This is a genomic window from Arthrobacter sp. 10T419, assembly GCF_056394105.1.
This window is the reverse complement of sequence record NZ_JBFTHF010000011.1, coordinates 101,198-116,222: the sequence shown is the minus strand read 5'-3', so window position 1 is coordinate 116,222 and position 15,025 is coordinate 101,198. Positions and strand designations below refer to the sequence as shown.

Annotated in this window: 12 protein-coding genes; 7 read left to right on the top strand and 5 right to left on the bottom strand. The window is 68.4% G+C overall.

Annotated features, from left to right (window positions below; genetic code table 11):
- Positions 1-30: 30 nt before the first annotated feature.
- Genes AC1DBD_RS16690 through AC1DBD_RS16680 form a run of 3 tightly spaced genes read right to left on the bottom strand, consistent with a single transcriptional unit; the run spans position 31 to position 5,899 of the window.
- Positions 31-3,516 carry an ATP-binding protein gene (locus AC1DBD_RS16690; RefSeq protein WP_476982543.1) on the bottom strand — a complete coding sequence of 1,162 codons (3,486 nt, stop codon included), beginning with the start codon at positions 3,514-3,516 and terminating at the stop codon, positions 31-33.
- Positions 3,513-4,448, bottom strand: a complete 936-nt coding sequence (locus AC1DBD_RS16685) for a DUF4194 domain-containing protein (RefSeq protein WP_476982542.1) — start codon at positions 4,446-4,448, stop codon at positions 3,513-3,515. The genes AC1DBD_RS16690 and AC1DBD_RS16685 overlap by 4 nt, the downstream gene beginning before the upstream one ends.
- Positions 4,449-4,450: 2 nt before the next feature.
- Entirely contained in the window at positions 4,451-5,899 is a 1,449-nt protein-coding gene (locus AC1DBD_RS16680) for a DUF3375 family protein (RefSeq protein ID WP_175324001.1), read from the bottom strand.
- 303 nt (positions 5,900-6,202) lie between these two features.
- Here AC1DBD_RS16680 and AC1DBD_RS16675 point away from each other — a divergent pair, with 303 nt between their 5' ends.
- The 3 genes from AC1DBD_RS16675 to AC1DBD_RS16665 all read left to right on the top strand — a co-directional run bounded on the left by AC1DBD_RS16675 (position 6,203) and on the right by AC1DBD_RS16665 (position 9,709).
- Entirely contained in the window at positions 6,203-6,517 is a 315-nt protein-coding gene (locus tag AC1DBD_RS16675) for a hypothetical protein (RefSeq protein ID WP_441419286.1), read from the top strand.
- 64 nt (positions 6,518-6,581) lie between these two features.
- Positions 6,582-8,597: an acyl-CoA dehydrogenase family protein gene (locus tag AC1DBD_RS16670; RefSeq protein WP_476982541.1), complete on the top strand. Its 2,016-nt coding sequence runs from the start codon at positions 6,582-6,584 to the stop codon at positions 8,595-8,597.
- A 167-nt stretch (positions 8,598-8,764) separates the two neighbouring features.
- Complete coding sequence (locus tag AC1DBD_RS16665) at positions 8,765-9,709, top strand: YrzE family protein (protein ID WP_476893423.1); 945 nt, start codon at positions 8,765-8,767, stop codon at positions 9,707-9,709.
- Here the strand turns inward: AC1DBD_RS16665 and AC1DBD_RS16660 are convergent.
- Entirely contained in the window at positions 9,706-10,134 is a 429-nt protein-coding gene (locus AC1DBD_RS16660) for a YchJ family protein (RefSeq protein WP_441419283.1), read from the bottom strand. The two genes, AC1DBD_RS16665 and AC1DBD_RS16660, sit on opposite strands and share 4 nt — an antisense overlap.
- A 273-nt stretch (positions 10,135-10,407) precedes the next feature.
- Between AC1DBD_RS16660 and AC1DBD_RS16655 the strand changes: the two genes are divergently transcribed.
- The 4 genes from AC1DBD_RS16655 (at position 10,408) to AC1DBD_RS16640 (ending at position 14,170) form a co-directional block, all read left to right on the top strand.
- Entirely contained in the window at positions 10,408-11,031 is a 624-nt protein-coding gene (locus AC1DBD_RS16655; protein ID WP_441419282.1) for a hypothetical protein, read from the top strand.
- Positions 11,032-11,071: 40 nt separating this feature from the next.
- On the top strand, positions 11,072-12,076 hold the full coding sequence (locus AC1DBD_RS16650; protein WP_441419281.1) for an aldo/keto reductase family protein: 1,005 nt from the start codon (positions 11,072-11,074) through the stop codon (positions 12,074-12,076).
- 3 nt (positions 12,077-12,079) lie between these two features.
- Positions 12,080-12,934 carry an SDR family oxidoreductase gene (locus tag AC1DBD_RS16645; protein WP_476893421.1) on the top strand — a complete coding sequence of 285 codons (855 nt, stop codon included), beginning with the start codon at positions 12,080-12,082 and terminating at the stop codon, positions 12,932-12,934.
- A 138-nt stretch (positions 12,935-13,072) separates the two neighbouring features.
- Positions 13,073-14,170: a sulfite oxidase gene (locus tag AC1DBD_RS16640; protein ID WP_476926498.1), complete on the top strand. Its 1,098-nt coding sequence runs from the start codon at positions 13,073-13,075 to the stop codon at positions 14,168-14,170.
- 46 nt (positions 14,171-14,216) lie between these two features.
- On the opposite strand, the gene AC1DBD_RS16635 is transcribed toward AC1DBD_RS16640, so the two are convergent.
- Positions 14,217-14,996, bottom strand: coding sequence for an SDR family NAD(P)-dependent oxidoreductase (locus tag AC1DBD_RS16635; RefSeq protein WP_476982540.1), 780 nt, complete (start codon positions 14,994-14,996; stop codon positions 14,217-14,219).
- Positions 14,997-15,025: the final 29 nt, after the last annotated feature.

The window sequence follows — 15,025 nt, the reverse complement described above, 5'->3', positions numbered from 1 at the left end:
GGCAACCGTAGCGCCAGCTGCCCTAACAGGTCAGCGCAGGACGATGTCCACCGGGTTCGCCTCGGAGCGCCATGTGCCCTCCGAGGCGGACCCCGGGGCGATCACCGGGGCCGTCAGGACGCCGGAGCGGTTGGTGCGCTTGTCCCGGAGGATCTCGGTGACCGAGCCGAGGTGCCGGGACAGGTCGATCACGTTTTCCGGCGCGGCCAGGAGCAGCTGGAACCCGAACTCGTGCAGCGCCTTGATGCCGGCGCCGGCGAATTCCTCCGAGGCCAGCACGAAGGCCTCGTCCATCATCACCGTGCCGTACGTGGTGAAGCCCTGCTCCGCGATCCCCAGCTGGTAGCTCAATGCCGCGGCCATGATGAAAGCCGTGAAGCGCTGCCGCTCGCCGCCGGACATCGAGCCGGTGTCCGCGTGCATGAAGACCTCGGTCTTCTTCTTCCCGCCCTTCGCCGCCGCCTTGGAACCGGACCCCTGCACCTCGCGATGCTCCTTGCACTGGATAAAAAGATGGCCGCGGACGTCCAGCACCTCGGCGCGCCAGCGCCGGTCCTCGGGAGTCTGCGAACCGAGCCGCTTCACGAGCGTTTCGAGTGACTTGTAGCGGCTGGTGAGCTCGGCGTCCTCGTCCGTCTCCGTCCCGGGCGCCCCGGCGGCAGGCACGGCAGCTTTCCCCGTCCGGGTGTGGCGGACCTTCAGCGCGTTTTGAATTGCGTCCTTGAACTGCTTCGCCGTGGCGGGGAGGGTCTGCTTGATGTCGAGTTCCAGGAAACTGCCCTCGTGGAAGTTCACCTCGGAGAGGATGCCGTTCAGCGGCAGGATCCGGCTGGTGATGGAGCGGCGTTCCTCGTCCAGCAGGTGCAGCAGCGTGCTGAAGGATTCGTGCGTGCGCTGGTTGAAGAACTGCCGGAACTCGGCCTCCTGCGCGGGCAGCCCGTCGCTGACAATCGCGTGGTAGCGGGCCTCGAATTCCCCCGCGGCGCCGATCGAAGTGCCGTGGTCCGCGGAGATCGCCGTGCCCCATTCGCGGACAAAGCCCTCGAAGATGCGCGTGAGCCGTTCCGAGGTGGCCTGCCCGCGGGAGTCGGCCGCGTGCAGCTCGGCCAGCAGCCGGGTCCGGACCTGGTTGGCCAAGTTGTCCAGTTCGTGCATCTCCAGCACCTCGCCGAAGTCCGTGAAGTACGGCGCCAGCGCCTCGACCGTGGCGTCCGACGGCGGTTGCTGGGCCAGGCGCTGCCGTGCGGCGTCCAGCAGGGAGTCAGCCGAGGTGAGCTGCGCATCGAGGGCCTTGTACTCGCTTTGCAGCACGGCGGCGGCCTCGGTGCTGGACTGGTGCTTCTGCCGGGCGGCCTCGATGTTGGCACGCAGCGGTTCGAGATCGGCCTGCGCGGCCAGGGCGTCCTTGAGCCGCTGCTCGATCCGGGCGAGCTCGTCGGCCGCGACCGCTGCCGAAACCTGCTCCCAGGTCCGGTGGTCGTCCGCCACGCGGCGCAGCGCGTCGAGCTGTCGGGTCATGCCCTGGTGGGATTCTTCCCGGCTTTGGGCCAGTTCGGCCGCCTTGGCGAGTTCCTGCTGCAGGTCCTCGACCTGCGCCGCGACAAGTTCGAGCTTGGAGGCGTTGTCGAAGCCGAGGACGTAGTCCTGCCGGGAGGTGAAGCGGTCATCCTTTTCCACGGTGTGGCGGTTGCGCTTGACCACTCCGCCTAGGCTCAGTCCCTTGTCCAGCCGGGCCAGCTCGTCCGGGTCCTCGACGCAGGGGTAGGCGAAATCGAGGGCGATCCGCTCCCGGATCCATTCGCCCGGCTCGGCGGCCGGCCCGGCGGTAAGGATGTCCAGTTTGGTCAGCAGCTCGCCGTCGGCGGCGTCCTGCACGGCCAGCGCACCGCCGGCGAGCGGCTTCGAGACGTCCACGGCGCGCAGCGCGCCGCGGACCGGGTGGTCGTTGAGGTAGCGGGTGACGGCGGCGAAGTGCTCGCCCGGAACCAGCAGCGTGGTGGCCAGGCTGCGCAACGCGCGCTCGGCCGCCGGACGCCACTGCTCTTGGCCCTCGGCGAGGTCGATCAACTCGCCGCCGAAGGGCATCTGCTCCTCGGGAACACCGGTGGCGGCCGCGATGGCGCTGCGGTTTTCGATGCTCGACGGCGGCAGCAGGGACTTGCGCGTCTTGAGCGAGACCAGTTCCTGCTGGGCCGCGGCGAGTTCCCGCTTCCTGGTCGCGTGGCCGTCGAAGGCCTCGAAGCGCAGCTCCTTGAGCGCTTCCGAGTCGTCCTTGAGCTCGGCCGAGCGGGCGGCGGCGTGCTCGTGCGCCTGCTCCCAGCCGGCGGCGGTCCATTCGAGCTCCAGACCGGCGTCGGTCAGGGCCTTGCGGGCGGATTCCTCCACCTGCTGGCGGAGTTTGAGGCCCACCCGGGCGTTCTCCAGCGACTGCTCGATCGCGGAGATCGCGTTGCCGCCCTGGTTGTTGTAGTCCGCCTCGAGCTGGCGCAGTTCCTTGGCCAGGCCGTCGCGGACGCCGCGTTCAGCGCCGAGTTCCTTGGCTTTCGCCTGGGCCAGGTCCTTGAACCGGGCGAGTGTCTTCTCGTGCACGGTGACGGCGAGTTGCTGCTTGTAGGCCTCGAATTCCTCGCCCGCGAGCTCCCGGAGCCGGTTCGCGTCGAGCAGCGACTGCGCATACTCCTTGTTCAGTCCGGGGACCGGAGCGAGCTGGTCGCGCTGCTGCCGGACGTCCTCGAGCCGCTGCCGGATGGACATCAGGTTGCTGAATTCCTCGACGACGTCGTCCGCGGCGGCCAGCGTGGCGGGCGCGTCCAGGACCTGGTCGCGGAAGAAGGTGTTGACGCTGCCGCCAAGGCCCTTTCCGGCCTGGATGACGCGCAGCAGCGGGAGCGCCTGGTCCGAGTTGATCCCCAGCAGGCGGCGGAAGCGCTCCGCGAAGGCCTTGTGGACGTCGAAGATCTGCGCCTCCGGGAAGAGCGCGTCCAGCGCCGACTTGGTGAACCGCTTCTCCGCGATGCCCTCAAGCGCGGCCAGGTCCAGCGGCTTGTTATCGATCAGGTAGTACCGGCCCACACTGGACTCGGTGCCGTTCTTCGGCAGGTCGAACAACGCGGAGATGGTCACGCGGGTGCCCGCGGCATTGTCGAAGGTCAGTGCGACGGCGGACCAGGTGGCCCCGGGGCGCTGGAAGGCACTCGCCGAGCCCTCGCCGACGGCCTTGTCCCCCACCTTGCCGCGCATGTACGTGAACGTGGTCCGCTTGTCCTCGACCGCGCCGCCGGCACGCTGGGCGGCGGCCTCGTTGGAGCGCGGCCGGGCGTCGAAGACCCGCAGCATGGCGTCGAACAGCGTGGACTTGCCGACGCCGGAGTTGCCGGTCAGCAGGGTGCCGTTGCGGTCCACGTGCATCGTGTGGGCGCCATGGAACGTGCCCCAGTTGACGACCTGGACGAGGGCGAGGCGCATCTGGCCGGGGTTGGTGAGCTCACCCATTGGCAGCATGGTCGCGATGCTCACTTGGCTTCCTCCGCTTCTTCAGTGTGGTCGCCTTGCGCGGCCCCACCGGCGACATGCTCTGCATGCTCGCTCGTTCCTCGCTTAGACGCATGCTGCCGCATGTCCCCGGCGTCGCCGCTGCTGTCCGTCACGGAATCGTCGTCGTCCGAGCCGTCCTCCGGATGCTCGCCGTCGAGCTCGATCAGGGGTTCGGTGCCGGAGGGGTCGGTGGAGGCGGCGATCAGGGCCTCGATCTGGGCCGGGATGTCGCCGATGTTTTCGAAGGGGAGGGCGAGCGGGAGTGCGTTGGAGATGGTGTAGACCTCGTCCAGGCCGGTGGTGAGGAGGAGCTGGCGGGCCAGGAGCTTGGTGATGGCGCGATTGACGACGTCGGAATCGCGCAGGGCGTCCTGCTGGCCGGAGGGCTGGTAGTGGGCCACGAGGTCGGCGATTTCTTCCCGCGTGATCGTGGGGTCGGTCTGGGCCGTGACATGGCGGTCCAGCAGCAAGCGCAGGCGGAGCAGCACGATGGTTTCGACCCGGCTCAGGGCCCGCTGTTGGCGCAGGATGCTGGAACGGGTGCTGCCGCCGATCGCCTCGGGGTCCACCGGGCGCAGCACCGCGACCTTGCGTTCGTGGTCCAGCTGAAGCGTCAGGAAGAGCTCGGAGAGCCGGCTGCGCAGGATCAGCTGGTTGTCCAGCAAGGTGGTCCACAGCTTCTCGTCCCGGCCGCCGTCGATGTACGGGCCTTTGAGGAGCTTCACGAGGGCCTGGCGGACCTTCATCGGGAGCACGCCGGTGTCCCCCGGGAAGAGGGCGGCGCCGTCGACGAAGGTGTCCCGCGGGGTGACGGTGAAGGGGTCGGCGGGCGCGTGCTGCGGCGCGTGCTGCGGCTCCTGCTCCGGCTCCTGGTCCGGCTCCGTCTCGTGCACTTCCTGGGAAAGTTCGGTCATCTTCAATCCTTCTTGAGCGTGACGACGGGCAGGTAGGCGGTGCGGGTGGAGCCGTCGATTTGTTCGAAGTCCAGCGGCTCCCAGGCCTCGCGGTCGAAGCCGGCGCCCTGGTGCAGGGCGTGCGAGAGCAGGGCCCGGATGGAGTTGATGTGGCGTTCCCCCTCCGGCAGCTGCGCCCAGGCCTCGGCCAGCGTGGAGGCGCCGGCGGACGCGGCGCGGATCGCCTCGGGGCTGGCCTTGCCGGTCCGCGGCGAGCGCACCCGGTCCGAGTCGCTGAACGCGATCGGGTCGGCCAGCTTCGGCGGCGCGGCAAACTCGTCCGGGTCGAAGAGCTTGACCATGGCCAGGGATTCGAAGCCGGCGTTGAAGAGCACCGGGCCGCGGACCAGGCCGGGTCGTTCGCGCTCGTAGGGCAGCGATCGGATTGCCTGCTCGGCCTCCCGCAGAACTTTTCGGAGCCGGACGGACTGGCGGTAGTCGTCGCTCTGGACATAGGTGTTGAGGCTTTCGCTGAGCTTGCCGTAAATCCGCTGGATCTGGCTGTGCTGGCTGCGCAGTTCGGCCACCAGGTTCTTCAGCGTCTCGCGCTCGTCCTGGCTGAGTTCGTCCGCGAACTGCCGGCTCAGCACCTCCCCGATCGCGGAACGGAAGCGAAGCTGCTGCTGCGGGTCCTCGAGGAAGGCGGTGAAGGACCGGAACGTCCTGCCCTCCGGGCTCTGCCGGAGCCGCTTGTCAGCCTCCAGCACCTGCGCCATGGTGGCGCCCTTGCTGAGGGATTCTTCGATGATCTGGTTCCGCAGCTCGCCCACCAGCTCCTCGATCCGGTCACGCATCTTCTTGTAGTCCGCCGGCAGGCTCGCGGCGAGGTCCAGGATGTTGCCGGCCGCTTCGACGGCCTCTTCGTCGTCGAGCAGTCCGTCGAACTCGCCGGAACTGATCTCCTCGATCAGTTGGCGGCGTTCGCCGATCTCCTCCTCCAACGATTCCAGCCGGGCGCTCTGGTCCGGGTTGGTCTCGTTGGCGAGCTTCTCGACGTCGCCCAGCAGCGTGCCGAGCCGGGAGCCGTTGAGCGTGGAACGTTCACTGGACAGGCTGTCCAGGAACGCAAGGACGCGGGCGGCGGGCTCGGTGACTTCGTACACGATCTGGCCCGACTGGTTCCGCCGGGTCAGGAAGTTCTTGCGGGTCCACTCGTCGCCAAAGCCTTTGCCGTTGGCGGATCCGCCCAGACCCGGCTCCTGGCGCCGGAGCTGCTCAAGGAAAGCGTCGACGTCGGCGTGGAACTGTTCCAGCGGCAGCTGCGGCCGGGTGCGGGTGAAGGATGCCTGCAACACGGCGATCACCCACGGCGCCGACCGGGTCAGCGCCCAGGCCGGCCCCTTCGTAAGGAGTTCGAGGTCCCGGAGCCGGGCGCTGATGGCGTCGGCGGAGGACACAGCGGAACGGGACACGCAATTCTCCAATCGCTGCCGAGGGTGGGGTCGGGCAGCGGATCTAAGAAAACTGCCAACTACAAGGTTAACGCAGGGCCTCCCAATCCCTGATCCCTGCTGAACCGCTCGCGCAGCGGGTCAGCCGGCGCGAGGACCGGGCTGCGGGTGAGGTTTCCGCGACCACTCCGTGACCTACGCCCGGGTAGCATTTCGATCCCGTATCAAGGCCTCACGACGCGCCTCAAGACTCTGGCTGGGTTCCCCTCCGGCACCCTACGCTCGGGCTACTGGTTCAGCCGGAGCGTCGGTGCAGGAGGAAGAATGCAGTTCGATTTAAGCGCAGTGGAAACGGCCACCATGGTGTTCGTCGGGACGCTGGTTTTCGCCCTCGTGATAGCCCTCTTCATCATGGCCGCGGCCTTCGCGGCCCTGATGCTGGTGGGTGCAGCCCGGCTGTCCTGGTTCGTGGCTGCCAGTGTGCTGCTCGGCCTGGTCCATGGCATCAACGCCGGCTGGGACCGGCTGCTGCACCACGCCGCAACGGTGGAGCTCCCGGGAGAATTCCCCGGCGAACTAATAGGGCAGTCCTCCCCTAGTACGGGCACCTACCCGCGGGTAGTATTGCGGGACAGCTGAAGGGTCCTCCACCCGCGGCGGATCCAGGGCTCGAGCCGGACAACCCGGTTAGAGGAGATGCCCAATGAGCTCCGCCGTCGACAACCCAGCCACCGAAGATCCGGCCACCGACAGCCCCGCCGCCGGAGTTCCGGTGGCCGCGCAAAAGATCGGTCCCGAGGCCACCGCGGCAGATGCCCGGGCCATCGCCGAAGCCGCCCGCGAAACCAGTTGGGACCGCCCCAGCTTCGCCAAGGGTCTCTACCTCGGCAGCTTCGACCTCAGTCTCATCCACCCCTGGCCGCAGGCGCCGGCGGACGACGTCGAACGCGGCGAAGCGTTCATGGAGCGGCTCACCACATTCTGCCGGACCATGTCCGGCCGAACTATCGAGCGCGACGCCAAGATCCCCGACGAATACCTCTCCGGGCTGGCGGCCCTGGGCGTCTTTGGCATGAAGATCCCCCGCGAATACGGCGGCCTGGGCCTTTCCCTCGTGTACTACGGCCGGGCGCTGGCCCTGCTGGGTTCGGTCCACCCCAGCCTCGGTGCCCTCCTGTCCGCGCACCAGTCGATCGGTGTCCCGGAACCGGTCAAGGTGTTCGGCACGCCGGAGCAAAAGCGCGAGTACCTGCCGCGTTGCGCTTCCGGCGCTGTGACGGCGTTCCTGCTCACCGAGCCCGACGTCGGCAGCGATCCGGCCCGGATGGGCAGCACCGCCGTCCCCTCCGAGGACGGCCGGTCGTACACGCTGGACGGCGTGAAGCTCTGGACCACCAACGGCGTGATAGCCGAACTCGTGGTGGTGATGGCGCTCGTCCCCGCGCACACCGACGCGGACGGAACCGCGCACAAGGGCGGCATCAGCGCCTTCGTGGTGGAAATGGACTCCCCCGGCATCACGGTGGAGAACCGCAACGCGTTTATGGGCCTGCGCGGCATCGAAAACGGCGTCACCCGCTTCCACCAGGTCCAGGTGCCGGCCGCCAACCGGCTGGGGCGTGTTGGACAGGGCTTGAAAATCGCCCTCACCACGCTCAACACCGGACGCCTCTCCATTCCCGCACTCTGTGTTGCCTCCGGCCGCTGGAGCCTGAAAATCGCCAGGGAATGGTCCAACGCCCGCACCCAGTGGGGCCGCCCGGTGGGCGAGCACGAGGCGGTGGGCAAGAAGATCGCCTTCATCGCCGCCAGCGCCTTCGCGCTGGACGCCGTGTTCGAGCTGTCCGCGGAGCTGGCCGACGCCGGGCAGAAGGACGTCCGGATCGAAGCCGCCCTCGCCAAGCTGTGGTCCACCGAAATCAGCTGCCGGATCGCCGACGAACTGGTGCAGATACGCGGCGGTCGAGGCTTCGAAACCGCCGATTCGCTGGAGGCGCGCGGCGAGCGCGCCGTACCGGCCGAACAGCAGCTGCGGGACCTGCGGATCAACCGGATCTTCGAGGGCTCCTCGGAAATCATGCGGCTCCTGATCGCACGTGAGGCGGTGGACGCCCATCTGGCCGCCGCGGGTGCGCTCGCCTCCGAGGACGCCAGTCTGTCCGAAAAGGCGAAGGCCGCGGTGGGCGCCTCCGGCTTCTACGCCCGCTGGCTGCCGAAGCTGGTGGCCGGTACCGGGATGGATCCGCGCTCCTACGGCGACTTCGGCCGGCTCGCCAGGCAGCTGCGCTTCGTGGAACGCGCGTCGCGGCGGCTGGCGCGGCAGACCTTCTACGGAATGGGCCGCTGGCAGGCAAAGCTGGAACACAAGCAGGCGTTCCTGGGCCGGATCGTGGACATCGGAGCGGAGCTGTTCGCGATGGCCGCCTGCTGCTCGCGGGCGGAGATGCTGCTCCGGACCTCCCCGGAACGAGGCGCCTCGGCCTACGAGCTCGCCGACGCCTATTGCGAGCAGGCGCGGGTCCGCGTCGAGGAGTATTTCGACCAACTCTGGCGCAACACCGACGACGGCGACCGCGCCCTCACGCGCCAGGTCCTCGCCGGGGACTTCGAATGGCTTGAGGCGGGCGTGCTGGACCAGTCGGAGGGGACCGGCCCCTGGATTGCGGATGCCAGCCCGCGCGCCTCGGTGAAGGAGAACCTGCACCGAAAGTACCGCTGACGTGGGGCGATGCCGGTGCGGCCACGCTCTGGCATGAATAGTAAGCATCCTTGCTATTGGCGCGGCTGCCGTGGTTAGGTGGAATCAAGACCTGATGACGGTCGAAGCATTGCAGTGCCCGGTTCAAATTATGGGTTCGGGTCAACCAATGAAAGCGAGCAGCCATCATGAGCAGCACAGCAGGCCCCGAAGACCGCCTTCCCCGCCGCGCACGCGAGGAAGACGCAATCGTTGACCGGGATCCCCGGATCCACGACGCCCGCCAGGACGGCGTGACTGCGGAACAGCCCGTCACGGCCGACCAGCAGGCGGAACGCCGCGCCGAGGCGCGAGCCGAAAACCGCGCCGAGGACCGGGCGGAGGCACGGGCCGAGCGCGCGAACGACACCCGTGCCTTCCCCGCCGCTCCGCTCGCGGGCACCGCTGCTACCGGCGCCGCCGCAGCGGGCACAGCCAGCCGCGACGACCGGGTGGTCCACGGGACCCGCGATGACCGCCTCGCAGACGACACCGTCGTCGAAGAGGTGCCCACCCGCGAAACCGTGGTGGCCCGCGAGAAGGAGCAGTTCGGCGGCGTCAAGATCGGCTCCGCGTTCTTCGGCTGGCTTGCCGCCACCGGCATGGCCGTGCTGCTCACCGCCCTGGTCGCCGCCGCCGGCACCGCCGTCGGCCTGGCCACCAACACCAACGTCAACGAGGCGGTCAACCAGGCCTCGCAGAACCAGAGTGTGGGAATCGCAGGCATCATCGCCCTGCTCGTGATCCTCTTTGTGTCCTACTACTGCGGCGGCTACGTGGCCGGCCGGATGGCCCGCTTCAACGGCGCCCGCCAGGGCCTGATGGTGTGGATCTGGGCACTGATCGCGGCCATCGTCGTCGCCATCCTTGCCATGACCGCCGGACAGCAGTTCAACGTCCTCGCAAACCTGAACAGCTTCCCGCGCATCCCGGTCAACGAGGGCGACCTCACCGCCACGAGCATGATCGCCGCGGTCGTCATTGCCGTGGTGGCCCTCATCGGCGCGATGCTCGGCGGCCTTGCCGGCATGCGCTTCCACCGCAAGGTGGACCGCGCAGGCTTCGCCCCGATAGAAACCGTCGAGGAGCGCTAGGCGAGAGTGACCGCGCCGACGTAGTACCAGCGTCGGTCCTCGCGCAGGAAACGGCTCGTTTCGTGCTGGACCCCGCGTTCGCCGTCGTGCCGGTAATACGCTTTGAACTCGACGGTCCCCTCGGTGTCCAGCGGGCCGCCGCGGCCCGTCGACACGATGTCCAGGCGCCGCCACCCCACGGCAGGATCCAGCTCCAGCTGGGCCGGCCGTGTGTCCGGATGCCAGGTCCGCAGCAGGTAGGCCGCATCAAGCACGACGAACGCGCTGTAGCGGGAACGCATCAGCTGCTCCGCGGTGGGGGCCTCCGCGTCGCCGCGGTGGAACCGGCCGCAGCAGTCGCCATACTGCTCGCCGGATAGGCACGGGCAGTTGCCCTGGTACGGGGCGTCGTGGGGCTCCGAACTGGCGGCCTGGGCGTGCGTCAAAGGGATCCTTCCGGCGGGCCGGGCGGGTCCGGCGTGGTCTGTTTCCGACTATAGACGCCCGGCCGGATTTGAGATTCCGACGGCGGCATTCGCAGCGGCGGGGACGCGGGAGTCCCCGTGCGGGTTGCCGAAGGTATCAGCTTGGACACATAGTGCCCGGTAAGGCCATTACCTGCGTGTCAGTTCGAAATTGTCCGTATGGTTAAGAAGGGCTGTTGCCCGGCGGAACGATTGCGGCACGGACCTCACTGCAGGCTGGATTGGAGAGGCGAAGTGGAAGACCCGACAACGATCGCCATGAACCTGACCTTCTTCGGCACCCTTGGTGTTGCCCTCGTCATGTTCTTCGGCCTCTTCCTTGCCCTCGTCATCACCTTGCTGCTTGCCGGAATCGGCCGGTTGCTGGCCATCGCCGTCGCGGCCCTCGCCAGCGGCCTGAAGTCAGCACGCGAACCGGCCGGCCAGACGATCGCCGTCGAACCTAGTGCCGCCGCCGGCAAGGCCGCGAGGCCGGCTAAGCCAGCCAAACCGGCCCGCAAGGAGCCCCAGCTGTCCCCGGAGTGGGCCGCCGCCGTCGAGCGTGCCGATGCCCGTGCCAGGGCGCGGGCCAAGGCCGAAGCCGCTCCGGAAATCAAGGTCTCAGTCCGCGAGCTCCCGAGCCCCAAGGCCCCGGCTCGCGACATCAAGGAAGTGGGACCCCTGGTCGAGTCCGCGATGGACCGGAACGGCGTCCCGGCTGCCGCGCCACTGGCCCTTAAGAAGCCCCCGGTTCCGGCCACGAGCCCAATCCTGGACACCGGCTCGCTCGCCATGCTCAAACACCAGCCGGCCAAGCCGGGCCAGCGGCAAAGCCCGCGGCCGGCCCAGGGGCAGAACACAGAACGCAAGGCCAGCTGAACCCTTACCCCTGGCAGGCATCTGGGCTACGTTGGAACCCATGGAATTCAGATACCTCGGGCACAGCGGCTTCAAGATTTCGGAAATCACCTTCGGCAACTGGCTCACCCACGGCTCGCAAGTGGAGAACGACGTCGCGACCCAGTGCGTGCGGGCAGCGCTCGACGCCGGGATCAGCACCTTTGACACGGCGGATGTCTACGCCAACACCGCAGCCGAGACGGTTCTGGGTGCGGCGCTCAAGGACGAGCGCCGGGAGTCGCTGGAAATCTTCACGAAGGTATTCGGTCCCACCGGGCCCAAGGGCCATAACGATCTTGGACTTTCCCGCAAGCACATCATGGAATCCATCAACGGCTCGCTGTCCCGGCTGCAGACGGACTACGTGGACCTCTACCAGGCCCACCGCTATGACTACGAGACGCCGCTGGAAGAAACCATGCAGGCCTTCGCCGACATCGTGCGGCAGGGCAAGGCGCTGTACATCGGCGTCAGTGAGTGGACGGCCAACCAGATCCGCGACGGCCATGCCCTCGCCAAGGACCTTGGCTTCCAGCTGATCTCCAACCAGCCGCAGTACTCCATGCTGTGGCGGGTCATCGAGGCCGAGGTGGTCCCGACGTCGGAGGAGCTGGGCCTGTCCCAGATCGTCTGGTCCCCCATGGCCCAGGGCGTGCTCAGTGGCAAGTACCACCCCGGCAAACCCGCGCCCGAGGGCAGCCGCGCCACGGACGCCAAGGGCGGCGCCCGGATGATCGAGCGCTGGATGTCCGACGAGGTGCTGACCGGAGTGCAGCAGCTCAAGCCGATCGCGGAGGAGGCCGGGCTGACCATGGCACAGCTGAGCATCGCGTGGGTGCTGCAGAACAAGAATGTGGCATCCGCCATCATGGGCGCGTCCCGGCCGGAGCAGATCGCCGGAAACGTGGCCGCCGCCGGCGTGAAACTGGACCCGGCCATCATGGACAAGATCGACGCCGCCATCGGTTCCCTCGCCGAACGGGACCCGGCGCAGACCAAGTCGCCGGCCTCCCGCGAGGCCTAGCCCGTGCAGACTCTGCCGGATCTCGCTGTCACCGGTGCCACCGGCCACCTCGGCGGCCAGGTGGCCCGGCTGCTGGCCGCCGCGGGAAGCGCCCAGCGGCTGCTCGTGCGCGACCTCGGCCGGGCACCGGAACTGGACGGCGCCGTTCCCGTCCTCGCCAGCTACGCGGACGCCGCACAGGCACGAACCGCCCTGGCCGGGGTGAAGACCCTCTTCATGGTCTCCGCGGCGGAGGCCGAGGACAGGCTCCAGCAGCACTACACCTTCGTCGACGCGGCGGCTGAGGCCGGCGTGCAGCACATCGTGTACACCTCGTTCTTCGGCGCCGCCCCGGACTGCACCTTCACGCTGGGACGGGACCACTATGCCACCGAGGAGCGGATCAAGGCCTCCGGAATGGACTACACGATCCTGCGGGACAACTTCTACCTGGACTTCCTGCCGCTGCTGGCCGGCGCGGACGGTGTGATCCGCGGCCCCGCCGGGGACGGCGTGATGGCAGCCGTGGCCCGGGCGGACGTTGCCCGTTCCGCGCTGGCTGTGCTGCGGGACCCAGCGCTGCACGTGGGCCGGAGCTATGACCTGACCGGCCCGAAGGACCTTTCGCTGACCGCGGCCGCCGTCCTGCTGACCGCCGGCACCGGCCGCACCATCAGGTACCACAACGAGACCCTCGAAGAGGCGTACGCCTCCCGGGAACCCTATGGAGCGCCGCCCTGGCAAGTGGACGCCTGGGTCAGCACCTACACCGCCATCGCCGCCGGCGAGCTCGCGGGGCCGACGTCGGCCGTGCACGAACTGACCGGGCGGGAGCCGCTGGGACTGGCGGACTTCCTCGCCGAAGCGCACTCACTCTAGGCGGCAGGCCCTAGGCGGGCCGGCGCGCGGCCCGGTATTGACGCCTACCGGGCGGCGGCGTAGACCTGAAGGAACGCGAAGAGCACACAGAATCGCAGTCCCATGCCCAAACAACTGTCCAAGCACACTTCACCGGTCATGGCACGGCGCCGGCAAACGCAAAAGCTGGCGGCGCACCCCGGTGAGCCCAGCCATGGGCCGCTCACGGCCGAAGAGCTGCAGCTTGCAGTGCGGAACCACTCGATGCCGTTGGAGGCCCTCCGGAACGACGTGACACCGCCCGGGCTGCACTACCTGCTGGACCACTTCGACATCCCGGCCATCGACGCGGACAGCTGGCACCTGAGGATTGGCGGCGCGGTGCAGCGGTCGCTGGAACTGAACCTCCGGGCACTGCGCCGCGCACCGAGCATCAGCGTCCCGGTCACGCTGGAGTGCGCCGGCAACGGCCGGGCCCTGCTCAAACCGCGGCCGCTGAGCCAGCCCTGGATGATGGAGGGCGTCGGCACCGCCGTCTGGACCGGGGTGCCGCTGGCCTACCTGCTGACCCAGGCCGGCGTGGACGAGGACGCCGTCGAGGTCGCGTTCACCGGGGCCGACGCCGGGATCCAGGGCGGCGTGCGCCAGCAGTACGCGCGCAGCCTGCCGGTCAGCGAAGCGCTGCGGCCCGACGTCGTGCTGGCGTACCGGATGAACGGCGCCGAGCTGCCGCCGCAGCACGGCTACCCGCTGCGGCTCGTCGTCCCCGGCTGGTACGGCATGGCCAGCGTCAAGTGGCTGTCTGCTATCAAGGTGCTGACCAAGCCCTTCGACGGGTTCCAGCAGTCCGTCGCGTACCGCTACCAGCAGGACGCGGACGACGCCGGCACTCCGGTCAGGTGGATCAAGGTGCGTTCGCTCATGGTTCCGCCGGGCATCCCGGACTTCTTCACCCGGCAGCGGTTCCTGCCCGCGGGCCCGGTGATGCTGACCGGACGGGCCTGGTCCGGCCACGGCGCCGTCCAGCGGGTGGAGGTGGGAATCGACGGTAAATGGGCCCCGGCGCAGCTGGAACATCCCGCGGCGCCATTCGCCTGGTCCGCATGGTCGATGCCGTGGGTGGCGGATCCCGGACAGCACGAACTTTCCTGCCGCGCGACGGACTCCAGCGGCGCCACCCAGCCGCTCGAGCCGGTCTGGAACTACCAGGGCATGGGCAACAATGTGGTCCAGCGGGTCAAAGTCACGGTGGAATAGCCGCCGGACGAGTCCGCACCGATCCTGACGAGCGGGACGGGAACCGCTAGTAGTCCACGATCGCGCCGCTGGAGATGTTGATGGTGGCATCGGTGATGGCGCCGGCCTTGTCCGAGGCGATGAAGCTCGCCACGTTGCCGACGTCCACCAGGGTGGCGGTGCGGTTCAGGTGCGCGGCCTTGGCGATCTCCACCACGATCTCCTCGCGCTCCTCCACCTGCCAGGGAATGGTCTCGATGATTCCGCCGGTGACCATGGTGACGACGCGCACCCCTGACTTCCCCAGTTCCAGGGCCCATTGCCGCCGCTGGCCCTCCATCGCATCCAAGGCCACCTTGAAGCCGCCGAGGCCGGCGAGGGTCTGCGGGCCCGAGCCGCCGAACATCAGCACGACGCCAGACTTTTGCTTGATCATGTAGCTCGCTGCGGCCCTGGTGGTGAGGAAGTGGGTGCGGGTGGCCAGTGTGATGGGCTGGGCAAAGTCATTGACGTCGATTTCCATCAGGGGCTGCTGGATATCGCCGAAGGAAATGACGTTGAACGAGATGTCGATCCGTTTGGACTTTTTCGCCACGAAGTCCACAAAGGCGTCCACTTGCTCCTCGTCCAGGGCATCGACGACGGCGGTTTCCGCCGCTCCACCTTGCTCCCTGATGTCCCGCGCGACTTTCTCCAGCCTGGATTCCGTGCGGCCTGCGAGATACACCGTCGCGCCCTCGCCCGCAAAGGCCCGTGCCACCGCTCCGCCGATCGCACCGCCGGCGCCGTAAATCAGCGCGGTCTTGCCCTGCAGTAGGCCGCCAGCCGGCACTTGGTTAGTGAGCATCGTTCCCTGCCTCCCGCCGCGGAGTGGTG